The 24,180-nt window shown below is 71.7% G+C and carries 24 protein-coding genes and 1 riboswitch; of the genes, 12 read left to right on the top strand and 12 right to left on the bottom strand.

Annotated elements, in window-relative coordinates; translation table 11 throughout:
- The first annotated feature begins 47 nt into the window (after positions 1 to 47).
- Positions 48 to 494: a hypothetical protein gene (locus NE234_RS07210; RefSeq protein WP_252778067.1), complete on the top strand. Its 447-nt coding sequence runs from the start codon at positions 48 to 50 to the stop codon at positions 492 to 494.
- 82 nt (positions 495 to 576) lie between these two features.
- Positions 577 to 2,229, top strand: coding sequence for a DNA repair helicase XPB (locus NE234_RS07215; protein WP_252778068.1), 1,653 nt, complete (start codon positions 577 to 579; stop codon positions 2,227 to 2,229).
- 180 nt (positions 2,230 to 2,409) lie between these two features.
- On the opposite strand, the gene NE234_RS07220 is transcribed toward NE234_RS07215, so the two are convergent.
- On the bottom strand, positions 2,410 to 3,765 hold the full coding sequence (locus tag NE234_RS07220; protein ID WP_252778069.1) for a sensor histidine kinase: 1,356 nt from the start codon (positions 3,763 to 3,765) through the stop codon (positions 2,410 to 2,412).
- On the bottom strand, positions 3,762 to 4,430 hold the full coding sequence (locus tag NE234_RS07225) for a response regulator transcription factor (protein WP_252778070.1): 669 nt from the start codon (positions 4,428 to 4,430) through the stop codon (positions 3,762 to 3,764). Before NE234_RS07225 ends, NE234_RS07220 begins: the two co-directional genes overlap by 4 nt.
- 126 nt (positions 4,431 to 4,556) lie before the next feature.
- Between NE234_RS07225 and NE234_RS07230 the strand changes: the two genes are divergently transcribed.
- From NE234_RS07230 to NE234_RS07255, 6 genes are all read left to right on the top strand, one after another.
- Complete coding sequence (locus tag NE234_RS07230) at positions 4,557 to 5,054, top strand: DUF2231 domain-containing protein (RefSeq protein ID WP_252778071.1); 498 nt, start codon at positions 4,557 to 4,559, stop codon at positions 5,052 to 5,054.
- A gap of 94 nt (positions 5,055 to 5,148) precedes the next feature.
- Positions 5,149 to 5,514: a hypothetical protein gene (locus NE234_RS07235; protein WP_252778072.1), complete on the top strand. Its 366-nt coding sequence runs from the start codon at positions 5,149 to 5,151 to the stop codon at positions 5,512 to 5,514.
- Positions 5,514 to 6,626, top strand: coding sequence for an FAD:protein FMN transferase (locus tag NE234_RS07240; RefSeq protein WP_252778073.1), 1,113 nt, complete (start codon positions 5,514 to 5,516; stop codon positions 6,624 to 6,626). The genes NE234_RS07235 and NE234_RS07240 overlap by 1 nt, the downstream gene beginning before the upstream one ends.
- Positions 6,623 to 7,384: a ferric reductase-like transmembrane domain-containing protein gene (locus tag NE234_RS07245; RefSeq protein ID WP_252778074.1), complete on the top strand. Its 762-nt coding sequence runs from the start codon at positions 6,623 to 6,625 to the stop codon at positions 7,382 to 7,384. The genes NE234_RS07240 and NE234_RS07245 overlap by 4 nt, the downstream gene beginning before the upstream one ends.
- Positions 7,381 to 8,691 carry an NADH-ubiquinone oxidoreductase-F iron-sulfur binding region domain-containing protein gene (locus NE234_RS07250; protein WP_252778075.1) on the top strand — a complete coding sequence of 437 codons (1,311 nt, stop codon included), beginning with the start codon at positions 7,381 to 7,383 and terminating at the stop codon, positions 8,689 to 8,691. Before NE234_RS07245 ends, NE234_RS07250 begins: the two co-directional genes overlap by 4 nt.
- A gap of 2 nt (positions 8,692 to 8,693) precedes the next feature.
- On the top strand, positions 8,694 to 8,897 hold the full coding sequence (locus tag NE234_RS07255) for a ferredoxin (RefSeq protein ID WP_252778076.1): 204 nt from the start codon (positions 8,694 to 8,696) through the stop codon (positions 8,895 to 8,897).
- A gap of 69 nt (positions 8,898 to 8,966) precedes the next feature.
- On the opposite strand, the gene NE234_RS07260 is transcribed toward NE234_RS07255, so the two are convergent.
- Entirely contained in the window at positions 8,967 to 9,413 is a 447-nt protein-coding gene (locus tag NE234_RS07260; protein ID WP_252778077.1) for a nitroreductase/quinone reductase family protein, read from the bottom strand.
- A 120-nt stretch (positions 9,414 to 9,533) separates the two neighbouring features.
- On the opposite strand from NE234_RS07260, the gene NE234_RS07265 reads away from it, so the two are divergent.
- Positions 9,534 to 10,241 carry a TetR/AcrR family transcriptional regulator gene (locus tag NE234_RS07265; protein ID WP_252778078.1) on the top strand — a complete coding sequence of 236 codons (708 nt, stop codon included), beginning with the start codon at positions 9,534 to 9,536 and terminating at the stop codon, positions 10,239 to 10,241.
- A 78-nt stretch (positions 10,242 to 10,319) separates the two neighbouring features.
- Here the strand turns inward: NE234_RS07265 and NE234_RS07270 are convergent, their stop codons facing one another.
- From NE234_RS07270 to NE234_RS07280, 3 genes are all read right to left on the bottom strand, one after another.
- Positions 10,320 to 10,910, bottom strand: a complete 591-nt coding sequence (locus NE234_RS07270) for an LURP-one-related/scramblase family protein (protein WP_252778079.1) — start codon at positions 10,908 to 10,910, stop codon at positions 10,320 to 10,322.
- Between the two features lie 71 nt (positions 10,911 to 10,981).
- Positions 10,982 to 12,253 (bottom strand): RNA-guided endonuclease InsQ/TnpB family protein, encoded by a 1,272-nt coding sequence (locus NE234_RS07275; protein ID WP_256528465.1) that lies wholly within the window; start codon positions 12,251 to 12,253, stop codon positions 10,982 to 10,984.
- Positions 12,254 to 12,452: 199 nt separating this feature from the next.
- Positions 12,453 to 13,250 (bottom strand): helix-turn-helix domain-containing protein, encoded by a 798-nt coding sequence (locus tag NE234_RS07280; RefSeq protein WP_252778081.1) that lies wholly within the window; start codon positions 13,248 to 13,250, stop codon positions 12,453 to 12,455.
- Positions 13,251 to 13,307: 57 nt separating this feature from the next.
- On the opposite strand from NE234_RS07280, the gene NE234_RS07285 reads away from it, so the two are divergent.
- Positions 13,308 to 14,411, top strand: coding sequence for a zinc-dependent alcohol dehydrogenase family protein (locus tag NE234_RS07285; protein ID WP_252778082.1), 1,104 nt, complete (start codon positions 13,308 to 13,310; stop codon positions 14,409 to 14,411).
- Positions 14,412 to 14,476: 65 nt separating this feature from the next.
- Here NE234_RS07285 and groL read toward each other — a convergent pair whose 3' ends face one another.
- From groL to thrC, 5 genes are all read right to left on the bottom strand, one after another.
- Positions 14,477 to 16,108 carry a chaperonin GroEL gene (gene groL / locus NE234_RS07290; RefSeq protein WP_252778083.1) on the bottom strand — a complete coding sequence of 544 codons (1,632 nt, stop codon included), beginning with the start codon at positions 16,106 to 16,108 and terminating at the stop codon, positions 14,477 to 14,479.
- A gap of 804 nt (positions 16,109 to 16,912) precedes the next feature.
- On the bottom strand, positions 16,913 to 17,077 hold the full coding sequence (locus NE234_RS07295) for a hypothetical protein (RefSeq protein WP_252778084.1): 165 nt from the start codon (positions 17,075 to 17,077) through the stop codon (positions 16,913 to 16,915).
- A 319-nt stretch (positions 17,078 to 17,396) separates the two neighbouring features.
- Positions 17,397 to 17,597, bottom strand: coding sequence for a cold-shock protein (locus NE234_RS07300; protein WP_252778085.1), 201 nt, complete (start codon positions 17,595 to 17,597; stop codon positions 17,397 to 17,399).
- 429 nt (positions 17,598 to 18,026) lie between these two features.
- Complete coding sequence (locus tag NE234_RS07305) at positions 18,027 to 18,305, bottom strand: MoaD/ThiS family protein (RefSeq protein ID WP_252778086.1); 279 nt, start codon at positions 18,303 to 18,305, stop codon at positions 18,027 to 18,029.
- Positions 18,302 to 19,546 (bottom strand): threonine synthase, encoded by a 1,245-nt coding sequence (thrC, locus tag NE234_RS07310; protein WP_252778087.1) that lies wholly within the window; start codon positions 19,544 to 19,546, stop codon positions 18,302 to 18,304. Before thrC ends, NE234_RS07305 begins: the two co-directional genes overlap by 4 nt.
- Positions 19,547 to 19,561: 15 nt before the next feature.
- Positions 19,562 to 19,727, bottom strand: a riboswitch (SAM riboswitch).
- Between the two features lie 263 nt (positions 19,728 to 19,990).
- On the opposite strand from thrC, the gene NE234_RS07315 reads away from it, so the two are divergent.
- Positions 19,991 to 21,412: an alpha,alpha-trehalose-phosphate synthase (UDP-forming) gene (locus NE234_RS07315; RefSeq protein WP_252778088.1), complete on the top strand. Its 1,422-nt coding sequence runs from the start codon at positions 19,991 to 19,993 to the stop codon at positions 21,410 to 21,412.
- 136 nt (positions 21,413 to 21,548) lie between these two features.
- Here NE234_RS07315 and NE234_RS07320 read toward each other — a convergent pair whose 3' ends face one another.
- Complete coding sequence (locus tag NE234_RS07320; RefSeq protein WP_252778089.1) at positions 21,549 to 22,115, bottom strand: RNA polymerase sigma factor; 567 nt, start codon at positions 22,113 to 22,115, stop codon at positions 21,549 to 21,551.
- A gap of 48 nt (positions 22,116 to 22,163) precedes the next feature.
- Here NE234_RS07320 and NE234_RS07325 point away from each other — a divergent pair, with 48 nt between their 5' ends.
- Positions 22,164 to 24,137, top strand: a complete 1,974-nt coding sequence (locus NE234_RS07325) for a serine/threonine-protein kinase (RefSeq protein ID WP_308206852.1) — start codon at positions 22,164 to 22,166, stop codon at positions 24,135 to 24,137.
- Positions 24,138 to 24,180 lie beyond the last annotated feature (43 nt).

Below are 24,180 nucleotides of genomic sequence, written 5' to 3' on the forward strand. Positions count from 1 at the left end.
TGGCGTGTCGATTACGTCCTTCGACCTACGAGCTGGGGGCTCACACCGTGACATGGCAGGACCCGTATGGGCAGTACGGTCAGGGCCCGCACGGCCAGGGCCCGTACGACCAGCAGGGCTGGCAGAACACCCAGCCCGGCTGGCAGGACCCCTACGGCCAGCACCAGGGGTACGGGCAGCAGCAGGGTTACGGCTACTACGGGCCGCCCGGAGCGCCGCCCGCCGGGTCGAACGGCGGCGCGATCGGAGCGCTGATCGCCAACATCGTCTCCGCCCTGCTGTGCTGCGGTGGCATCGCCTGGCTGCCCGGGATCATCCTGGCCGCCATGGCGATGAACCGGCACGCCACCGACCCCGAGTCCGCCAAGCAGCTCACCCTGTGGTCCTGGGTGTGCTTCGCGCTCAACTTCGTCCTGGTGGTCGTCCTCCTGGTCGTGCTGTTCGCCATCGGCGCGTTCAGCAGCCACACGAGCACGAGCACACCCACGTACTGACCCACTGACCGATCTGGCGCGGGAAGCCTCACGGGGGCTCCGGCTGTTGGACACTGAGACCCCACCGCCAGGAAGGCATCACGTGACCGACGGCCCGCTGATCGTTCAGTCCGACAAGACCCTGCTGCTCGAGGTCGACCACGACGCGGCGAACGCCTGCCGGAAGGCGATCGCGCCGTTCGCCGAGCTGGAGCGCGCGCCCGAGCACGTCCACACCTACCGCATCACCCCGCTCGCGCTGTGGAACGCCCGCGCCGCGGGCCACGACGCCGAGCAGGTGATCGACGCGCTCATCACCTACGCGCGGTACCCCGTGCCGCACGCCCTGCTCGTCGACGTCGCCGACACGATGGGCCGGTACGGCCGGCTGCGGCTGGAGAAGCACCCGACGCACGGCCTCGTCCTCGTGTCGTCGGACCGCGCGGTGCTCGAAGAGGTGCTGCGGGCCAAGAAGCTCAAGTCGATGTTCGGGGAGCGCGTCGACGACGACAGCGTGGCCGTGCACCCCAGCGAGCGCGGTGCCCTCAAGCAGGCGCTGCTGAAGCTCGGCTGGCCCGCCGAGGACCTCGCCGGGTACGTCGACGGCGAGGCCCACGCGATCTCCCTGGAGGAGGACGGCTGGGAGCTGCGGGCGTACCAGCGGGACGCCGCCGAGTCGTTCTGGCACGGCGGCTCGGGCGTCGTCGTGCTGCCCTGCGGCGCGGGCAAGACCATCGTCGGCGCCGCCGCCATGGCCCACGCCTCGGCGACCACGCTGATCCTCGTCACCAACACCGTCTCGGCGCACCAGTGGAAGCAGGAGCTGCTGCGCCGCACGTCGCTGACCGAGGACGAGATCGGGGAGTACACCGGCACGAAGAAGGAGATCCGGCCGGTCACCATCGCGACGTACCAGGTGCTGACCACCCGCCGGAAGGGCGTCTACACCCACCTGGAGCTGTTCGACGCCCGCGACTGGGGCCTCATCCTGTACGACGAGGTGCACCTGCTGCCCGCGCCGATCTTCCGGATGACCGCCGACCTGCAGACCCGGCGCCGCCTCGGGCTGACCGCCACGCTCGTGCGCGAGGACGGCCGGGAGGGCGACGTGTTCTCCCTCATCGGCCCGAAACGGTACGACGCGCCGTGGAAGGAGATGGAGGCGCAGGGCTGGATCGCCCCGGCCGACTGCGTCGAGGTCCGCGTGACGCTCACCGACACCGAGCGCCTCGCGTACGCCACCGCCGAGCAGGAGGACCGCTACCGCTTCTGCGCGACCACCGAGTCCAAGACGTCGGTCGTGCAGGCTCTCGTCGAGCGCCACCGCGGCGAGCAGCTCCTGGTCATCGGCCAGTACATCGACCAGCTCGACGAGCTCGGCGAACGCCTCGACGCGCCGGTCATCAAGGGCGAGACCAAGGTCAAGGAGCGGGAGCGGCTGTTCGACGCGTTCCGCAGCGGCGAGCTGCAGGTCCTGATCGTCTCGAAGGTCGCGAACTTCTCGATCGACCTGCCCGAGGCGTCCGTCGCCGTCCAGGTGTCGGGGACGTTCGGGTCGCGGCAGGAGGAGGCGCAGCGGCTCGGCCGCGTCCTGCGCCCGAAGGCGTCGGGCAAGGGCGCGCGGTTCTACTCGGTCGTCGCCCGTGACACGCTCGACCAGGACTACGCCGCCCACCGCCAGCGCTTCCTCGCCGAGCAGGGCTACGCGTACCGCATCGTCGACGCCGACGCGGTCTACAGCGACGAGGACATCTGAGCCGCGGAACGAACCGTCTCCGGGCCGAGGGGCCGAGCCCGGAGACGGCCCGTCGCGGTCAGAGCGGCGACAAGGCGTACAGCTTGGTAGTTGCCGGGTGGAAGGCAGGGGTTGCCTGGTCTCGTCGTCGGCGTTGTCGGGCGCCGGCTCACCGTATGCTTCTGGCCGCAGCCACCCGGGTCATCTCGCCGCCGGGAGGTCCAGCGTGACGGTGAGGCCTCCGCCGGGCGTCTCGGACAGCGTCACGTCTCCGCCCTCGGCGGTGACCAGCCGGTGGACGATGGCCAGGCCCAGGCCGGTGCCGCCCGCCCGGCCGGTGCGGAACCGGCGGAACGCGTCGGCCATCGCCTCGGGTGCCATGCCCGGGCCGTCGTCGGCGACGGTGACGTGGATCCGGTGACCGGCGCGGCGCGCGCCGATCCGCACGTGACCGCCCTTGGGCGTCGCGGTGAGCGCGTTGTCCACCAGATTGTCGATGGCCTGTTCGAGACGGCCGGGGCCGAGCATCGCGGTCAGGGACTCGCCGGGCTCCAGGAGGAGCTGGACACCTCGTTCGGCCGCGACCGGCCGCCAGGCGTCCACGCGATCCCGCAGCAGGCCGGTGACCGGGATCACCTGGGGAGGCGTCGTTGTGTTCTCCGCCCGTGCGACGGCGAGGAGCCCGTCGACCATGCGGGACAGACGGCCCAGCTCCTCCAGCGCGGCCTCGAACTCGGCCGCGTCCGCCTCGCGCCCGCTGCTCTCGGCCTCCTCGGCGAACAGCTCCATCCGCAACCGCAGCGCCGCCAGCGGCGTCCGGAGCTGGTGGGAGACGTCCGCGAGCACGGCACGGCTGTCATAGATCAGGTTCTCCAGGCGGGCGGCCATCACGTTGAACCGCTCGGCCAGGCCGCGAACCTCCGGCGGGCGACGCGGCGGATCGGCGCGCGCCGCCAGCTCACCGGCGCCGAGGGCCTCGGCGACCGCCCCCAGCCGGCGCAGTGGCCGGCCGACCCACCCGGCGAGGTAGACGGCGAGGGCGACCGCGAGGGAGACCGCCGCGAGCGCGACGAGGCCGAGCCGCGTCCACAGCCGGTCCACCCGCTCTTGCAGGGGGGCGAGCGGCCGGGCCAGCAGCACCGCGCCCTTCACCCGCTCGTCCTGGGCCCCGACCGGCACGATCGCCAGCAGGCGGCCGCCGAGCTCGGAGACGCGGGTCTGCCCGCGCAGGCCGACGGCGGCGCGGCCGGGCGTGTACAGGCCGGTGTCGCGGCCGGCGATGATCCGGCTCTTCCGGTCGACCACCTCGACCTGGGCCTGGTCGCCGCCTTCGATCTCGCGGCGCACCGTCGCGAGCCGGTGGGGCAGGGTGGCCGCGCCGTCGCGGTCCTCGATGCCCTCCTCGGCCGTGCTCGCGAGCGCGCGGGCGGCCTCCAGCGTGCTGCTCCGGTAGTCGTGCCGATGCTCGGCGGCCATCGCGAACCCCAGCGGCAGCAGCGCGCCGACGATCAGCCCGCCGGTCAGGACGAGGAACGCCGCGAGGATCCGGCTCGTCACCCGAGGTCTCCCAGCCGGAATCCACGGGCGTAGACGGTCTGGATGGCCGACGGGTCGCCGAGCTTCCGGCGCAGCGCCGCGATGTGTACGTCCAGGACGCGCGTCGGGCCGTACCAGTGGGTGTTCCACACGCGTTCGAGGATCTCCTGGCGGCCCACGACTCGTCCCGGATCGGTCGCGAGGCACTCGAGGATGTCGAACTCGGTTGGGGTGAGGGAGACCTCGGTGCCCGCGGAGGTCACCCGCCGGGCCCGCGTGTCGATGACCAGCGAGCCGTGCCGGAGCAGGTGCGTCTCGGTCAGCCTGCTGCGGCGCAGCACCGCGCGGATCCGCGCCATCAGCTCGGCGAACCCGAACGGTTTGACGATGTAGTCGTCGGCGCCCGCGTCCAGCGCCGCGACGCGGTCGGGCTCCTCCCCGCGCGCGGTGATCACCAGGATGGCGCTGTCGGACCGCTGCCGGAGCGTGCCGCACAGCTCGGTGCCGTCGGCGTCGGGCAGGCCCAGGTCGAGGAGGACCACGTCATAGGGCTCGGCGGCCAGGGCCTCGGCGGCCGTGCTCACGGCGAACGCGTCGTATCCGGCGCGGGTGAGACCGCGCTGGAGGGAGGCGGAGATCCCCGGATCATCCTCGACGATCAGGATCCGTACCGGCGTGTCGGTCACGCTCTCACGGTACGGCCGGGGGCCCGATCTGAACGACTTCTGAACATTTCCCTTGAGCAGTGTTCAGCCCTGACCCGCGACAGTGGAGCACGCAACCCCGGCTGAAAACCTCCCAGAAGGACCGTCATGTTCTCCACCATCATGGGACTGCCCGCTCACCCCCTCGTCATCCACGCGGTGGTGGTCCTCATCCCGTTGGCCGCCCTGGGCGCGATCGTGGTCGCCGTCTGGCCCGCCGCCCGCGAGCGGTACGCCTCGCTGGCGCTCGGGGTGGCGACGGTGGCCCTTCTCTCCGTCCCGCTCGCCACGCACACCGGCGAACTGCTGGAAGAGCACGTCAAGCGGACGGCGCTCGTCGAACGGCACACCGAGATGGCCGACGGCCTGCTGCCCTTCGCCGGTCTCCTCTGGCTGGGCCTGGCCGTACTCGTGTTCATGCGCTGGTACTCCGCCCGGCGAACGGTGCAGTGGGGCCGCTACCTGACCGTCGCCGCCGCGGTCGTCGCGGTCGTCGGCGCGGTGGCCAGCGGCGTCCAGGTGGTGCGCATCGGCCACAGCGGCGCCTCGGCCGCCTGGCACGGCGTCGCCACCTCCTCCGAGGATTCCGCCGGCCGGCACCACTAGAGGATGAACGACTTCTTCACATTTCCGGCACGGCTTTCGAACAACCCGCCGACGACACTCGAACCCTGAGCCCACGTCAAGGGGGGAATGACCGATGGAGCATCCCGAACGTTCACGCCGGCGCCGCCGCGACGCGGGCCTGCACCAGGTGACGGTCTGGACCCGCCGCGCGGTCGGTGTCGGCGTGGTCCTGTCCGGCCTGCTGGTCGCCGGCCTGGCGCACCTGCTGCCGGGCCAGGCCGCCGACCGGACCCACGCCGATCCGGCCACTCCGGCGCCCTCGGAGCAGCCGGCCACCCCGCCGGACGACTCCGCGGGCCCGACCGCCTCGACCGGCTCCGCGTCCGCGCGGCCGCACCGGACCCACCGCCACCACCTCACTCCGCCCGCCACCGCACCGGCCGCTCCGCCGAGCACCCCCACCCGGCGGCCGACGCACGTGACCTCGGGCGGCTCCTGATGACGGGCGCACTCGACTTCCCGATCTGGGGAACGACGGCGCGGCTCCTCGTCACCGACCCGAAGCGACTCGACGTCGCACGGGCCGCCCTCGACGCCGAACTGGCGGCGATGGGCGCGGCATGCGACCGGTTCCGTACCGACTCGGAGCTGTCGCGGCTCAACGCCGCCGGCGGCCGGCCGGTCGAGGTGTCCCCCCTGTTCGCCCGCACACTTGAGCGGGCCCTGGAAGTGGCCGAGGCGACCGATGGCGCGGTCGACCCCACCGTCGGGGCCGCGCTGGTGGCCGCCGGGTACGACCGGGACATCACGGAGCTGCGCCACGGCGGTCCGGCACCGCGCCTGGTACGGCGACGGGTCGCCGGCTGGCGCACGGTGCGCCTCGACGGGCACGTCGTGCGGCTGCCGCCGGGCGTACGGCTGGACCTCGGCGCGACGGCGAAGGCGCTGGCCGCCGACCGGGCCGCCGCGCGGGCGTTCGCGGAGACCGGCTGCGGGGTCCTCGTCGGGCTGGGCGGTGACATCGCGGTCGGCGGGCCGCCGCCCGAGGGCGGCTGGCGGATCCGCGTGACCGACGACCACCGCGACGACGGCTCGGACGCCTCCGGCCAGGACGTCGTGATCACCGCGGGTGGCCTGGCCACCTCGTCGGTGACCGTACGGCGCTGGCGGCGCGGCGACCAGTGGCTGCACCACATCATCGACCCGGCGACCGGGATCCCCGCCGCCTCCTGCTGGCGTACGGCCAGCGTCGCGGCGGCCACCTGCGTGGACGCCAACGCCGCCGCGACCGCGGCCCTGGTCAAGGGCTGGTCCGCGCGGACGTGGCTGGGCGATCTGCGGCTGCCGGCCCGCCTGGTCCGTCTCGACGGACGGGCGTTCGCCCTGGCCGGATGGCCCGAGGACGCCGTGACGCTCGTGGACGGCCAAGGCCGGACGACCGGCCCTGGGCAGGCGGCCGGCCCGGGACGAACGGCCGACCCGAGGCAGGCGGCCGGCCCAGGGCAGGGGGTCGCCCCGGGACGAACGGCCGGCCTCGGGCAGGCGGTCGAACCGGGACGAACGGCCGGGCCGCCCGCGGACGCGCGGCCGGCGGGGAGGCGGGCGGGATGAGTCTCCTCTGGTACGCCACGCGCGCGACCGGAGAGATCACGCTGATGTTCCTCACGGTCGTGCTGACGCTCGGCGTGCTGTCGGCTCTCCGCGTCGGCGGCCGGCGGGTGCCCCGGTTCGTCGTCGCCGGACTGCACCGCAACCTCACCCTGGCCGGCCTGGGCTTCCTCGCCGTGCACATCGCGACCGCGGTCGCCGACTCCTACGCCCCGATCGACGTGACCGACGTCGTCGTGCCGTTCGGCTCGGCGTACCGGCCGATCTGGCTGGGGCTGGGCACCCTCGCGTTCGACGTGATGATCGTCCTCGCGGTGACCAGCCTCCTGCGGACCAGGATCGGCTACCGGCGCTGGAAGGCGCTGCACTGGGCGGCGTACGCCTGCTGGCTCGCCGCCCTCGTGCACGCGCTGGGCACCGGTTCGGACGTCCGGTCCTCGCTGTTCCTCCTGCTCGCCGGGGTCTGCGCCGCCGTGACCCTGGCCGCCGTGGCCTGGCGGCTGGCGGCCGCGGGGCCGGGGAAGGCGGGTCTGCGGGCCGGGGCCGGGCTGCTGACGCTCGTGACGGCCCTCGTCGTCGGCGTCTGGACCGTGTCCGGTCCGCTGGCCGACGGCTGGGCCCGGCGTTCCGGCACGCCCGCCTCGCTGCTCGGCACGGCGAGCAGCCCGGGGGCGGGAACGACCGGCCGTACGCCGGCCCCACGGCCGACGCGAGCCACCCGTTCGGCCGGTGACGGCGACGAGAGGGGGGACGGGGAGTGACCACGGGAACGGCGGCACCGCACGCCGTACGGCTGCTCGCCGGCTATCACGCGCTGGGCCGGCCGGCGGAGCTGCGCGACCACCTGGCGCAGTACGGTCCACCGCCGACCACGACGGGCGCCTCGTTGGTCCAGGCCGTCGAGGAGGCCGGGCTGACCGGCCGGGGTGGTGGCGGGTTCCCGACCGGCCGCAAGCTTCGCTCGGTGGCGGCCGGGCGACGGCCCGCCGTGGTGGTCGTCAACGCCGCCGAGGGCGAGCCGGCCAGCGCCAAGGACCGCGCCCTGCTGACGGTCGCACCGCACCTCGTGCTGGACGGGGCCGCGCTCGCCGCCGGCGCCGTCGGCGCACGCGAGATCGTCGTCTGCGTGCACGCCGAGCCGGACCCCGGCGAAGGGGCGGAGGCCGGCGCACGGCGCGGCCGGACCCGCACCCTGGCGGACACGGTCCGGCGGGCGGTCGCCGAGCGCGAGCGGGCCCGGCCGGCGCCCGTACCGATGCGGGTGACCGCCGTACTGCCCCGTTACGTCGCCAGCGAGGAGACCTCCCTGGTCCGCTGGATCGACACGGGCGACGCCCGGCCGTCCTTCGCGCCACGCCCCTTCGAGCGCGGTGTCGGCGGCCGGCCGACGCTCGTCAGCAACGCCGAGACCTTCGCCCACATCGCGCTGATCGCGCGGTACGGCCCCGCGTGGTTCCGCTCGTGCGGCAGCGAGGAGGCACCGGGCACGGCCCTGTTCACGGTCTCGGGCGCGGTCGCACGCCCCGGCGTGGTCGAGGCGCCGCTCGGCACGCCCGTCGGCGAGGTCCTGCGCCTGGCCGGCGGCCCGTCCGAGCCGCTGCAGGCCGTGCTGGCCGGCGGGTACGGCGGTACCTGGCTGCCACCGGAACTGCTGGCCCTGCCGACGACGCCCTCGGCGTTCAAGGCGGCCGGCCTCGCGCTGGGGCCGGGCATCCTCGTCGCGCTGCCCGAGCGGGCGTGCGGGGTGGCGGAGTCCGCGCGGGTCCTGGCGTGGCTGGCCGCGGAGACGGCCGGGCAGTGCGGGCCCTGCGTCCACGGGCTGCCGGCGATCGCCGCGGACTTCGCCGAGCTCGCGTCCTGCCGGGTCAGTACGGAGCTGTACCGCCGGCTCGACCGGCGGCTGGCGGTCATCCCAGGTCGTGGCGCCTGCCGCCACCCGGACGGCGCCGTGCGGTTCGCGGCCAGCGCCCTGCGCGTCTTCGGACGTCACCTGCGCGTTCACACGCGCGCGGAAGGCTGCCTGCTCGCCCGGTGGCCGTCGATTCTGCCGATCCCCGAGGAGTGGTGACGATGGCATGGCGGCTGAGGGTCGATCCGATCGCCTGCACCGGCCACGGCCTGTGCGCCGAGCTCCTTCCGGAGACGATCGACCTGGACGAATGGGGTTACCCGATCATCGGGAGCCTGTCCGACCGGCTGCTGCCGCTGGCGCGCCGTGCGGTGGCGGACTGTCCCACTCTCGCGCTGCTCCTCGAACGCGACCGTACGCGCTGACCGTCGCCGGGTTCCGGGCTGCTTCTTCCCGGCTACACCCGGCCTCGACTTCCGGCGCGGTGGCAGGGCTCAGTCGATACGGAAGACCGGGACGGTCGCGGCGATGGCCGCGAGCCGCTCGTCGTCGGCCTTCTTGATGTCCTCCTCGAAGAACCGGGCGACCTCCCAGCCCCAGCGCTTGAAGTACTGGCGCAGCAGCGCCGGCTTCTCCTCGTCCGGCAGCTCGGTGACGGTGATCGCCTCGGTCCGCCGGCCGAGCCGCAGCTCGCCCCCGCCGGTGACGCGGATGTTGCGCACCCACTGGGTGTGACCGCGCGGCGCGATCAGATAGCGAACGCCGTCGTAGGTGAGGACGTTCACCGGGTTGGTGCGCCACTCGCCGCTCGTCCGCCCCCGTACGGCCAGGATGCGCGTGCCGAGAAGGCTGATCCCCTTGCGGGTCAGGAAGTGGACGACCTTGTTGAAGTGAACCTCGAACCCGGCGGCCTGGACGTGACGCGGCTGAACGGCGGTCATCTCGACTCCTTTGTGAGCACTGCTCTCGGATAGGAGCAGTGTGCACCAGCGAGGAACGACAAAGCAAGAGCACTGCTCTCGTATTTGTCCACCGATCTGCCGACTGGCAGACTGAACGACATGAACGCGAGCCGTACCGCGCGCGAGCGGGCGAGATCCGAGCTGACCAGGGAGATCAAAGAGGCCGCCCGCCGCCGGCTGTCGGTCTCCGGCGCCCAGGGACTCTCACTGCGCGCCGTGGCCCGCGAGCTCGGCATGGTCTCCTCGGCCCTGTACCGCTACTTCGCCAGTCGCGACGAGCTGCTCACCGCGCTGATCATCGACGCGTACGACGCGCTCGCCACCGAGATCGAGGCCGCCGACCGCGCCGCCCTCTCGACCGACTTCCGCGGCCGCTGGGAGGCGGCCTGCCGCGCGACGCGCGCCTGGGCGTCCGCGCATCCCCACGAGTACGCGCTCGTCTACGGCTCCCCCGTGCCGGGCTACCACGCTCCCGAGACGACCATCGCCCCCGGCGCCCGCGTCCCGATGGCACTCCTGTCCATCGTCCGCGACGCGCACGAGGCCGGCGCGCTGAGCACCTCGGAGGAGGAGCCGCCCCTGCCCCCGGCCCTGGCGGACCAGGCCGCCCACATCGCGGGTCTCCTCGACTCCGCCATCCCGAACGGCGTCATCATCCGCGGCGCCACCGCCTGGACCCAGCTGTTCGGCATGATCACCTTCGAGCTGTTCGGCCAGTACGCCAACAGCCTCGACCCGGCGGACGCCTTCTTCGACTACAGCATCGACCGCCTCGCCGACCTGATCGGCCTCCCGGAGACCGAGTAACGGGCCTCAGTGCTCGTTGCGCCCATCAGCGCCGAGGTTGTGGTTGCTGCGGCGACGAAAATCCTCGGCGGTGAGCGGCTACTTCTTGTTCTCGCGGAGGACGACGTCGATGGTGATGGCGGTGGAGATGACCAGGGTGCGGAGCGGGTCGGGGAGCTGGTACGGGATCTGGACCGCGTAGCGGTCGGCCGTCGTGAACCAGGCGGCGGCCAGGCCCTCCCACTGCTTGTTCACCCGGGCGACCTCGACGCCCTGCCAGTCGGTGATCGTGAAGTCCCAGGCGAAGAAGTCGCCGCGGATCTCGCCGAGCTGGCGGTCCTGCGGGTCGAGCAGCGTGAACCGCGGCCGGAGGCCGAAGTGGCACTGGATCGCGCCGATGGGCTGGCCGTTCGGCCAGGCGATCTGCACCTTCGGCGTCACGAGGGCGAAGGGCTTGTCGATGATCAGCATCGGCATGCCGTCGGGCCGTACGACGTGCAGGGTGTGGCGGGTGTTCCCCGAGTACTGGGAGAACATGAAGCGCATCGCCTTCTTGCCGCCGGAGAGGTTCGGCTCCCCCACCGTCGCGACCGGTTGGCCCTGGCCGTTGAAGACCGTGTACCGCGACTCGACGGCGAGAACTCTCTTAGGCTGCTCGACGAGCAGGACGGGGGAATTAAAGAGATCCACGGCGGAAGCTTACGAGGTTGATCGGATCGGCGTCCTAATGATGACCAGCGCCGTGAGCAGAACGGGGGAGGTCAGCTTCTCGGCCGTGACCAGCGGAGGTTGGGGCCCGGGTGTTCACGCCTTGTTGCGCTCCCCGTCGCGGCTGGGTGCCGTGCCGGGGTCGCATCTCCCCTCACCCTGGTGTTGGGATCGGGGACGGGCATGCTGACGAATGCCCACGCCACGCACGCCCGTTTCCGGATGTTGGTGGCGGCGATGACGTCGGCGGGGCCAGCGAACCCACACCGGCGGCAACAGAAGACATCCCGGTCGGGCCGGTTGGCCCGCTCGGTGTGCCCGCACCATGGCACGGGACACCGCTGGGAGGTGTAGGCCGGGTCCACTTCCACGAACGGCACTCCAGCCCGCTGGGCCTTGTACTGGATGAAGGTGCCGAGTTGGTGGAAGGGCCAGGAGGAGTGCGTGGCCCGCTGGTGCCGCTTGAGCCGTACCCGGTCGCGTATCCCGCTCAGTTCCTCGAGTGCGATACCGCGTCCGGTGCGTTGGGCATCGGCCACGATCTCCTTACTGATCTTGTGGTTCTCGTTCGAGGCGTGCCGCGCCTCCCGCTGTGACCGGCGGGCCAGCCAGCGGGCGGCCGACCGGCTCCCCGCCGCCTTTTTGGCCTGCAGTTCGGCGCGCAACCGGGCCTGGCGGCGGCGATACCGCGCGAGGCCCTTGCCCTGGTGGTTGTCTCCGTCGGAGGTGGTGGCCAGGTTCACGATCCCCCGGTCCACCCCGATCCAATCGGCAGGCTCGAACTGCGGGGCTGCTTCGACATCGCAGGTCGCGACCAGGAAGAACATCCCGTCGCGATGCACTAGGTCGGTTTCGCCCTTGCGGTGGTCCGCCAGGACCTTCAGCTGCCCGGGCTCGCCGGTGAAAGTGACGTTTCGGAGGCGGCCCGCGACCGTCCAGATCGACACGGTCCGGGCATCCATCTGCCAGGACAGGCACCGGTCATCGAAGGGCTGGGCAGCGTCGCCCCGTACGGTGATGGGCTTGGAGACGGCCTTACGCCGCCGGCGTGAGTGCTCACCACCCAGCAGACCCGCCTCGATCTGAGCGTGCAGCGTGGTGTAGGCGTCGGCGACCTTACGGATCACATGCAACGCAGGCTGAGCCGACAACCCCCGCGCCTTCAACGCCCCGTACGCCAGCTTTTGAAGCTTCTGCCGGGCGAAAACTCCGCGGACGAACGCGACCGCCGACACCTCATTCGCCACGGTGTTGCATAGCGACAGGGTTGCCGCCAGCGCCGCTGCCTGCTCTTGGGTCGGCAACAGCTTCACCTGCACCACCATCTTCACGAGCTGTTACCATATCAATACGCACAGTTGAAGTCAGCGCGATACGCACCAGACGTGGGTCGGATCGATGTTCTGCCGATGACCAGCGCCGTGAGCGAGGCGAATACGGTGCATGCGGTCACGGCATGAACACGACTGGTCGCGAACTGGGCGGCCCGGTCGGGCCGTTTCACACCCGCCCCGGGACCGGCCCTCAGGTGCGGTGGCGCTCGGCTCTTACTCGCAGCAGTTCGGCGGTGGCCTGGTCGGCTGGCAGGAACGCCTCCAGGTGGAGTTCGGCGAGCGTGACGTCGGTCGCGGTGGCGAACGAGGTCAGCGTGGTGATCAGGCGCAGCTCTCCGTCCGCCGACGCCAGCCGCATCGGCACGGCGAAGCCGAGGTGCTCGGGGCCGACCGGGTCCTCGGGAACATACCCGGCCAGTTCGGCGACGAGATCGTCGAGGCGCGGATCCGGGCTCCGCCGCGTCCTGGCGCGAAGGTTGTCGATGACGTGCCGGCCCCACTCGGCGAAGTTCCGCACCCTGGGCGCCATTCCCTCCGGGTGCAGCATGAGCCGCCACATGTTGACCGGTGGTCCGAGCAGCTCCGGTGACGCGCCCTCGGTGAACACCTCGACGGCGTCGTTGGCCCCGACCACCCGTCCGTACGGTCCGATGATGAGGGCCGGGTACGGCATGTGGCCGTGCAGGATCTGCTCGAGGGCGGCGCGGACCGGGCGCAGCGCCGTCTCGTCCAGGTCCGACTCGGGGAACACCGGCGCGTAACCGGCCGTGGTGAGCAGGTCGTTGCGCTCCCGCAGCGACAGACCGAGCGACTCGGCCAGCCGGATCACGATCGCACGGCCCGGCCGCGAGCGACCGCTCTCGATGAAGCTCAGATGGCGTTGGGTCGTGCCGGCCAGCAGAGCCAGCTCGAGCTGGCTGACCCGCCGGACCGTACGCCAGCGTCTGAGCTCCGCGCCGATTCTGTCCCGCTCGATTGTGCCGCTCACCCGCTCAGTTCTATCCGCCCCCTGTGACGTCGGCGATTCCCTCGGGGGAATTGCCGGATGTCAGCGCCGCTCAGCACGCTCGTGCCCTGGCGCACGGCCAGGCCGAACCGGCCCGGCCGCCCCGACAACGAGTGCGAGAGGCGTTCGATGAAGAGCTACCACCTTGACCCGGGCCGTGGCCTCGCCGGGCTGACGGTCCGGGAACACGACGAGCCCGAACCCGGGCGCGGGCAGGTCGTGGTCAGGATGCGCGCGAACGCGCTCGGTTTCCGCGACCTGAAGGTGCTGGCCGGCGAATACGTGCTGCCGATCAGGCCCGGCGTGGTGCCCGGGTGCGAAGGGGCGGGGGAGGTCGTGGCCGTCGGCGAGGGCGTCGACCGCGTCAAGCCGGGCGATCGCGTGGCCGCCACCGTCTTCCCACGCTGGCTCGACGGACCGTTCAGGCGCGAGAACGCCGCGCAGCTCGGCACCATGATCGACGGAGTGCTGACCGAGTACGCGGTGCTGGACGAAGACGGCGTCGTGCCCGTCCCGGAACACCTGTCGTTCGAAGAGGCCGCAGCCCTGCCCTTGGCGGCGGTGACCGCGTGGAACGCGCTGACCGGCGGCGGCGCGATTCGTCCCGGCGCGACCGTGCTGACCCTCGGATCAGGGGCCGTGTCGCTGTTCGTCCTGCGGTTCGCCAAGCTGTCCGGCGCCCGGGTGATCGTCACCACGTCCAGCGCCGCCAAGGCCGAGCGGCTGAGGGCACTGGGGGCCGACGAGGTGATCGACTACCGGGAGAATCCCGCCTGGGGAGAGCAGGTGCGCGCCCTGACCGATGATCTGGGTGCCGACCTCGTCGTCGATGCGACGGGCCCACTGGAGCAGTCCCTGAAGTCGGTCGCGTCCACCGGCGAGGTGGCCTTCGTCGGCTACTGGCTGTCCGGCGCCGCGGGAGCCGCTCCCATCGACCCCGGCTCCCTGTTCATGGCGGGCGCCGTGCTGCGCCGTGTCGCCACGGGCAGCCGGGCCCACTTCCTGGAGCTCAACCGCGCCGTCGAGACGCACCGGGTGCGTCCCGTGATCGATCGGGTCTTCTCGTTCGATCAGGTACCCGACGCCTTCCGCTACCTCGAAGCGGGCGGCGTCTTCGGGAAGGTGATCATCAGCCACACGTGACGGCCGGTGGGAGGCATGCGAAAGGGGCGGTCCCAGCACCGGGGACCGCCCCTCAAGCGAGTGGACTAGAAGTCCATGCCGCCCATGCCGCCGGACGGGTCGCCGGCCGGAGCCTTCTCCTTCTCCGGCTTCTCGGCGATGACCGCCTCGGTGGTGAGGAACAGCGCCGCGATGGACGCGGCGTTCTGCAGCGCCGAGCGCGTCACCTTCGCCGGGTCGATGATGCCCGAGTCGAACATGTTGACGTACTCGCCGGTCGCGGCGTTCAGGCCGAAGCCCGGCTCGAGGTTGCGGACCTTCTCCGCCACCACGCCGCCCTCGAGGCCGGCGTTCACCGCGATCTGCTTCAGCGGCTCCTCCAGCGCACGGCGCACGATCTGCGCACCGGTCGCCTCGTCGCCCTCAAGGTCGGTCTTCTCGAACGCCTTGACGCTCGCCTGCAGCAGCGCGACGCCACCGCCGGGCACGATGCCCTCCTCGACGGCCGCCTTCGCGTTGCGCACGGCGTCCTCGATGCGGTGCTTGCGCTCCTTCAGCTCGACCTCGGTCGCCGCGCCGGCCTTGATGACGGCGACGCCGCCGGCCAGCTTGGCGAGACGCTCCTGGAGCTTCTCGCGGTCGTAGTCCGAGTCGGAGTTCTCGATCTCGGCACGGATCTCGTTCACCCGGCCGGCGATGTCGTCGGGGTTGCCGGCGCCATCGATGACCGTGGTCTCGTCCTTCGTCACCACGATGCGCTTGGCCTGGCCGAGCATGTCCAGCGTGGTGTTCTCCAGCTTGAGGCCGATGTCCTCGCTGATGACCTGGCCACCGGTCAGGATCGCGATGTCCTGCAGCATGGCCTTGCGGCGGTCACCGAAGCCCGGGGCCTTGACGGCGACGGACTTGAAGACACCGCGGATCTTGTTGACGACCAGGGTGGCCAGGGCCTCGCCCTCGACGTCCTCGGCGATGATGACCAGCGGCTTGCCGGCCTGCATGACCTGCTCCAGAACCGGCACCAGGTCCTTGTTCGCCGAGATCTTCGAGCTGACGATCAGGATGTACGGGTCGTCGAAGACGGCCTCCATACGCTCCGGGTCCGTCACGAAGTAGTGCGAGATGTAACCCTTGTCGAAGCGCATGCCCTCGGTCAGCTCGAGCTCCAGACCGAAGGTCTGGCTCTCCTCGACCGTGATGACGCCTTCCTTGCCGACCTTGTCCATCGCCTCGGCGATCATCTCGCCGATCGAGGTGTCGCCGGCGGAGATCGAGGCCGTGGAGGCGATCTGCTCCTTGGTCTCGACGTCCTTGGCGATCTGCGCGAGCTGCTCGCTGACGCGCTCCACCGCGGACTCGATGCCCCGCTTCAGGGACATCGGGTTGGCGCCGGCGGCCACGTTGCGCAGGCCCTCGCGGACGAGCGCCTGGGCCAGCACGGTCGCCGTCGTCGTGCCGTCACCGGCTACGTCGTCGGTCTTCTTGGCGACCTCTTTGACGAGCTCGGCGCCGATCTTCTCCCACGGGTCCTCGAGCTCGATCTCCTTGGCGATGGAGACACCGTCGTTCGTGATCGTGGGGGCGCCCCACTTCTTCTCCAGAACGACGTTACGGCCCTTGGGACCGAGGGTCACCTTCACGGCGTCGGCAAGCTGGTTCATGCCGCGCTCGAGGCCGCGCCGCGCGTCCTCGTCGAACGCGATCATCTTTGCAGCCATAGGCTCCAGATCCTCCCGGAACGGGGTGGCTTTCACGCGGATCGAGTCGACGCCCGCGACGGACGACCTCGCCCGACGACGTCCATTCCGCCGCCGGACACGAGGCCTCATCGCCTCGATCACCTGTTTGGCACTCTCAATACTAGAGTGCCAACCGCTTGTTTAGCACTCTCCCATTGAGAGTGCAAGCGGAGTCACCTCTCACCAGGGTGAACATCTCCCCATGCCGCCCCAGAGGCATCGCTCAAGGTCACCGGCGCTCCGGGGGCACAGGTCCCGTACGAGGGAGAACGGCCCGCCGGACGCCCACATGAGGGACCGCACAGCCGGACGGACCGGCCACAGGGGCGCGCCGGCACCCCACGGGCACGCCGGGCGGCCAGCGGGCACGCCCGCACCCAGGGAGGGGGGCACGCCCGGCCATGCCGCGCCCCAGAGGAGACGTCCGCGCCCAGAGGGCACGTCTGCCACCGCTAGGGGCACGCCGGCGGCAGCTTCGCCGTCGGTGATGACGGGGCGAAAAGGGCAAGCAGGACGAGACTGGTTCACTACGGCGGCAAGGTGACCCCTGCGGCGGCGAAGCGGGCGACTCGGCAAGGAACGGCACGCCGTCACGGCGGCGCAGGATGCGGGCGGCAGCGCGCCGTGCCCCACCGGTCGGCTCTCTCGGCGGCCCCGCCGCACGGCTGATCCTCAGCCAGAGAATGGCTCGCCGCAGGAACTGGAATGATCCGCGCCCGTACTGGCCTGGTCGCGGTGGATCGCCGAGGATCCTGGTTGTCGGCACGACGAAAACCCTCGGCGCTACGGTGCCAGGGGGACGCTCGGCGAACAGTCCGCCGTCGTCGGGGTGGTGAGCGCGAGGTGCGCCTCCTGGTGGGTGGCGGTCACCTGACCGCCGATCGGTCGCAGCTCGTCCGGCCTCGGGCCGTACGGCGTACGAGGGAGCACGGCGCGCCGGACGGCCATGGGAGGAACCGCACAGCCGGACGGACCGGCCGCAGGGGCGCGCCGGCGCCCCCACGGGTACTCCGGGCGGCCACCGGAAAACGTCTGTGCCCCAGGGAACACACCGGTCGTCACGAGGGACGCACTGCGCCCCAGGAGGCACGCCGGGCGAACGCCCGGGTGCGCCAGGCGGCGGCTAGGGGCGCTGGGCGGCACCTGAGTGCACGGGGCGGGCGCCCGGACGCGCGGCGCGGATGCCCGGACGCGGCCGGCATCGCCGGGTAGGCGGACGGCCGGAGGCCCGGCGCCGAAGCGCCGGGCCTCCGTCAGGCTATGGGACTTAGAGTGCCCGAACCGCGTCCGCCTGCGGACCGCGATCGCTCTGCGTGATCTCGAACTCGACCCGCTGCCCCTGCTCGAGGCTGCGGTAGCCATCCGCGACGATGGCCGAGTAGTGCACGAACACATCCCTGCCACCGTCGACCGCGATGAAGCCGTAGCCTTTGTCCGCGTTGAACCATTTGACGGTGCCTTGCGCCATTCCCAACAACTCCCACCAGGGCAATTCCCGTGGCCATTGGCCACAGTCACTGTTTCGAGCCCGCCGGACCACTGCGGAACCCGCCGATCGCCCGCCGACTCGGCTGCGGCGGCCATCGCCGACCCTACACACGGCTACCGTCCGTGGAACAGCCTTTACCCCACAAGTGCGGACGGCCGATGCTGGTCAAAAATCGAACGACTCCGGCCGGAACTAACGACGCATGCCCATAAATACGTATAAGGGAGACACAATTCCCGCTCAGGAACGCGGAGCCGGCACGCTCGGCTCCGCCATTTCGGCGGCTCAACGCACGATCCCCGGCGCTCACCGAGTCGGGTGACTCGGCGAACACCGGGGATCGTGACGTGGTGCCCGATCACGGGGCGTCACCCGCGCGGCCCGTCACCGCGCGGTTCGCCCCGCGGATCAGCCGCCGGCGACGGCCGGGATGATGGAGATCTGGGCGCCGTCCGGCGTCGGGGTGTCGAGGCCGTCGGCGAACCGCACGTCCTCCTCCCCCACGTACACGTTGACGAACCGGCGGATCTTGCCGTTGTCGTCGAGGATTCGCGCGGCGATGCCGGAGTAGTTGGCGTCCAGGTCGGCGACGACCTCGCGTACGGTCGATCCCGTCGCCTTCACCTCGGCCTCGCCTCCGGTGTAGCTGCGGAGGATCGTCGGGATGCGGACACTGATCGAGCTCACGCCAGACCTGCCTTTCGGAATGCCTCGAGGGTCGGGGCGATGTTCGCGGACGGCTGGGCGACCGGGGCCACCGCGTCCAGGGTCTTGAGTCCGTCGCCGGAGTTGATGAACACCGTCTCGGCGTCGGGGTCGAGCACGCCGGCCGACAGCAGTTTGCGCAGCACGCCCAGCGTCACGCCGCCCGCCGTCTCGCCGAAGATGCCCTCCGTGCGGGCGAGCAGGCCGATGCTGTCCACGACCTCCTCGTCCGAGACGTCCTCGACGGCCCCTCCGGTGCGGCGCACGGCGTCGAGGACGTACGGGCCGTCGGCGGGGTTGCCGATCGCGAGGGACTTGGCGATGGTCGAGGGCTTGACGGGCTGGACGACGTCGTGGCCGGCCTTGAACGCGGCCGAGACGGGCGAGCAGCCGGTCGCCTGGGCGCCGAAGATCTTGTACGGCCGGTCCTCGACCAGGCCGAGCTTGATGAACTCCTGGAACGCCTTGTCGATCTTCGTGAGCTGCGAGCCGGACGCGATCGGGATCACGATCTGCTCGGGCAGCCGCCAGCCGAGCTGCTCGGCGATCTCGTACCCGATGGTCTTGGAGCCCTCGGCGTAGTACGGCCGGACGTTCACGTTGACGAACGCCCAGTCCTCCTGCTCGCCGGCGAGCTCGGAGGCCAGCCGGTTGACGTCGTCGTAGTTGCCGTCGACGGTGACGAACGTCCCGCCGTACACCGCCGTCGTGATGATCTTCTGGCGCTCGAGGTCCGAGGGCACGAAGACCGCGCTGCGGATGCCGGCGCGCGCCGCCGCGGCCGCGACCGCGTTGGCGAGGTTGCCGGTGGACGGGCAGGCCAGCACCTTGAACCCGAGCTCGCGGGCGGCGGCGAGCGCCACCGCGACCACGCGGTCCTTGAACGAGTGGGTGGGGTTGCCGCTGTCGTCCTTGACCCACAGCGACCGCAGGCCGAGCGACTCGGCGAGGTTGTCGGCGCGTACGAGGCGGGTGAAGCCGGGCTCGGTGTTCGGCGAGTCGACGACGTTCGACGGGACCGGCAGCAGGCCGCGGTAGCGCCAGATGTTGCGCGGACCGGACTCGATCTGCTCCCGGGTCACCCCGGTGTGGTCGTAGGAGACCTCAAGGGGGCCGAAACACAGCTCACAGGCGTAGCGGGGGCCCAGATCGTAGGACTGACCGCATTCACGGCACGTCAATGCGGTCGCGGGGCCGAGATCGGGGGCGGCGTTGTGCGGCATGAAGCGAGGCCTCTCTCCTCATCTTTCCCGTGCCACCTTGGTCACGAGCCGGAGTTGGCACCTGTCCCGGGCGGCCTCGCTACGAGCGAGTTGCGGCGTGTCTTCGCACGCGGTGAACCGCATGTCCGGGAGGGTTGCCGGGGCTTCAACGGGCCGGTCCCTCCACCCCTCTGGATGAGCGTTATTAAGTTGTCTGAGGACTTGTATACGTGACTGACCGGTTCCCCGCCAAGCGCGTCTCAGCTCGCGAGACACCCGCGCGGCCGGTTCCGGCCCCCTCGCCGGCCCGGCGGCGCGCCGCCGCGAACCCGTGCCACCAGCGGCCTTCCGCGGGGTGACATGCCCGGATGGTCTTGGTCGAGGTCCTCCCGGGATGCCGCCCGGATCGTCCGACCACCGGACCTTCTTCGACCCTAGTTAACGTCGGCCGGTTACGCTCCCCACATGGGTGACTCGCAGGTCCTGGTGGCGTCCAACCGCGGTCCCGCCTCGTTCGCGCTCGCCGATGACGGGACACTCTCGGTCCGTCGCGGCGGCGGCGGCCTGGTCTCGGCCATGGCCGGCCTGGACGGGGACATCCTGTGGATCTGCGCGGCGCTCTCGGACGCCGACCGCGCGGCGACCCGCCGGGCGCAGGACGGAAGACTGGACGTCTACGGCGCCGACGGCGTCCGCATGCTGGACATCGCGCCCGCGACCTTCCACCGCGCGTACAACTCGGTGGCCAATTCCACGCTGTGGTTCGTCCACCACATGCTCTACGACACCCCGAACGCCCCGCACTTCGACGCGCGCTCCCGGCGGGACTGGCAGTCCTACGAGGCGTACAACGCGGCGTTCGCCGACGCGCTCGCCCGCGACGCCCGGCCCGGCGCGAAGGTCGCGATCCAGGACTACCACCTGACGCTCGCCCCGGGCATGCTGCGCGAGCGCCGCCCCGACCTGAAGATCGCGCACTTCTCGCACACGCCGTGGGCGCCGCCGGAGTACTACCGCCTGCTGCCCGACGACATCGGCCGCCAGGTGCTCGAGGGCGTCCTCGGCGCCGACCACGCCGGCTTCCACGCCGAACGCTGGGCCGACGCGTTCATCGACTGCTGCGCCGCCGTGCTGCAGGCGAAGGTCGACAAGATCGCCCGCACGGTCACCCACGCCGGGCGCGTCACCAGGATCGGCGTGCACGGCCTCGGCGTCGAGGGCGAGTCCCTGCGCGCCCGCGCCGCCGAACCCGACGTGCAGGCCCGCAAGCAGGCGCTGCGCGAGCAGGTCGGCGACCGCAAACTGATCGTACGGATCGACCGCACCGAGCTGTCCAAGAACATCGTGCGGGGGCTCGCGGCCTACCGCGAGTTGCTGTCCAAGCATCCGGAGTGGCACGGCCGGGTCGTGCACCTGGCCTTCGCCTACCCGTCACGGCACGACCTGCCGGAGTACCGCGAGTACACCGCCGCCGTGCAGCGGACGGCGGCCGAGATCTCCGACGAGTTCGGCGACAGCGGCTGGGATCCGCTGATCCTGCAGGTCAATGACGACTATCCGCGCTCGCTCGCGGCGTACGGGCTGGCGGACGTCCTGCTCGTGAACCCCATCCGGGACGGCATGAACCTCGTCGCCAAGGAGGGTCCGGTGCTGTCCGAGGACGGCTGCGCCCTGGTGCTGTCCCGCGAGGCCGGGGCCGCCGCCGAGATGGAGGAGGACGCGTTGATGATCAACCCGTTCGACGTGTCGCAGACGGCGGAGGCCCTGAACCAGGCGCTGCTCATGCCCCGCCGCGAACGCGCCGAACGCTGTGCCCGGCTGACCGCCGCCGCGACGGCCCTGCCGCCGCAGCGCTGGTTCGCCGCGCAACTCGACGCGCTCGGCTGAGACCGCCCCCCGAGCCGATCCGCCGGTCCAGGCGTCATGCCCGACGCGGACGGCCCGGCCCGTCGCCGAAGTCGGCGCTCGCACCCGGCGCGAGTGGCGATCGGGCGAGGCCTGAGGACCGGAGCCCGGTCGCCGGTCAGGACTGGGGAGCCGACCCGTAGTCGTTGCCGAGCGCCTGCCGGAACTGCTTGCGGGCCTCGTGGATGCGCGACTTCACCGTGCCGAGCGGCAGGTTGAGCTGCTGGGCGATCTCGTTGTACTCCAGCTGGGACACGTCGCGCAGCACCAGCGCCTGGATGAGGTCGGGCTTGCGCCGCTCCAGGTCCTCCATCGCGTCCAGGATGTCGACGCGCGAGCCGGCGATGACGCTCGTACGGCGCGGGTCCGGGCGCTGCTGCGGCAGCTCGCCGGCCTGCTCCATCGAGCGGCGCTTGAGCGAACGGTAGGTCGAGCGCGCGGAATTGGCGACGACCACGTGCAGCCACGTGCTGAATCGCGAACGGCCCTCGAACCGCCCGATATTCCGCGCCACCTGCATCAACGCGTCCTGACACGCTTCTTCGGCGTCCTGCCGGCAGGGCAGAAAACGGCCGCAATGGCGCAGGACATCCGGCTCGATCACCTTGAGCAGTTGATTCAACGCCGCGTTGTCGCCCTTTGCGGCCCTCGCCGCCAGTTCCTCGGTCCGCTCGTCGTACGCCATGATGCGTCCTCGCCCTCGATATCGCCCCGCATTGGGCATGATACGGGGGTGTCCATACCTTCGAACGTCGGTCGTTACCGAATCGATCGTGTCCTCGGGTCCGGAGCATTCGCCTCTGTGTGGCTCGCCCAGGACGAACTGCTCGATGCCCCCGTGGCCGTGAAGGTGCTGGCCGGGGGACTCATCGACGACCTCGACGTGCGCAACCGCTTCCTCGAAGAGGCCAAGATCCTGCGCCGCGCCGACTCCGAACGCCTCGTACGCGTGCACGACATCGGCGAACTCGAGGACGGCCGGCCGTACTTCGTCATGTCCTACGCCGACGGCGGAACGCTCGCCGACCGGATGCGTGAGCGGAATCTCACGATCGCCGAGGCGCTGCGGCTGGCCATCGAGATCGCCCATGGCGTCGAGGTGATCAACCGGCTGGGCGTCATCCACCGGGACCTGAAGCCGTCGAACATCCTGTTCCAGTCGACGACCGACGGCGGCGAACGCCTGCTCATCGCCGACCTCGGGCTCGCCAAGGCGCTCGCGCACGCCTCCGGGGCGTTCACGATGCCGGTCGGCACGCCGGGGTACATGTCGCCGGAGCAGGCGCGGTTCGGCGGCGGCCTCGACGTCCGCGCCGACGTGTACGGCCTGGGCGCTCTGACGTACCACCTGCTCACCGGGGACCCGCCGGGCCCGGCGCCGGTGAGCGAGCCGCCCAGCGCGGCCCGGCGCGGCCTGCCGCCGGCCGTCGACGAGATCGTGATGCGGGCGCTCGAAGGCGACCGGGAGCGCCGCTGGCCGTCCGCGGAGGCGTTCGCGGCCGCGCTGAGCGTCCCGCTGATGTCCGTCGCCGACGACTCGACGCGCCGGGACATGCCCGCGGGTGACGCGACGATGGTGGACTCCGGAACGGGCGAATGGCCCTCGGAGGGCTCGTACGGCGCGGGACGGACGGATCCCGGATCGAGCGGGTGGTCCTCCGAGGGCTCAGGCTCGTACGGCGCGGGACAGGCCGACCCCGGATCGGGCGGGTGGGCCCCCGAGGGCTCAGGCTCGTACGGCGCGGGACAAGCCGACCCCGGATCGGGCGGACGGCCCTCGGACCGCCCGTACGGGGCGGGGCCGGTGGACCGGTCCGGTGACGAGGGGTCGGGCCGGACTCTGCGGGTCTCCCCGATCCCGGACGGACCGGCGGGGCCCGGCGGCCCCGAGGACGCCCCGTCGAGCCGTACGCTCCGGGTCCCCCCGGTCGGCGACGACCAGGGCCCGGCGCCGTACGGCAACGCCCGCGACCGGACGATCTCGACGCCGCCTCCGGCGGAGGGCGGCAACGACACGGTGGTCGACCTGCAGCGGCCGTACGGCCCGCGCGGCACCGGGAGCGACCGTCCCGCGGACCCGGCCGGATCCGGACCCCGGCGGCCCGAGGCGGGGGGCGGCGGGTCGTCCGGCGGGCCGAGCCGCAAACGGCTGCTGGTCATCGCCGGCCTGGCCGCGGTGCTGGTCGTCGGGGGCGGCGGCGCGTACGCGGTCGGCAAGCTCACCGGCTCCTCGTCCGGTTCCAAGCCCGGCGACGGCCTCGTCACCGTGACCGACGTGACGGGCCGGCTCAGCATCCGGGTGCCGCCGACCTGGAAGCTGCAGACCCAGCACACCACCTGGCCGGTCTCCGTCGCGGACCGCGCGAACGCCCCCGCGCTGCGCGCGACTCCCGACTACGGTCAGTTCGTCAAGGACGACGTTCCGACGCCGGGCGTCTTCGCCGGCCTCACCCGGGACCCGAACGTCACCGTGCCGCCCCGCGCCCTGGGCAACCATCGGGCCAAGTGCACGCCGGGCGCCGTGCAGCAGTACCGCCACGGCACGCTCGTCGGGCAGATCTACCCGTGGCGCTGCGGCACGATCACCATCAACGAGGTCGGGCTGAAGGACACGCAGGGGAAGTACACGATGTGGGTCCGCGTGAAGCTCGCCGGGCCGCCCGACCTCACCCGCAAGATCCTCGACAGCATCCAGGTCAAGGGCTGACCCGCCGTACGATATATCGTTCGACATATCGGCGGAGAGAGGT

The organism is Actinoallomurus rhizosphaericola (assembly GCF_024055675.1).
Taxonomy (GTDB): Bacteria; Actinomycetota; Actinomycetes; order Streptosporangiales; family Streptosporangiaceae; genus Actinoallomurus; species Actinoallomurus soli.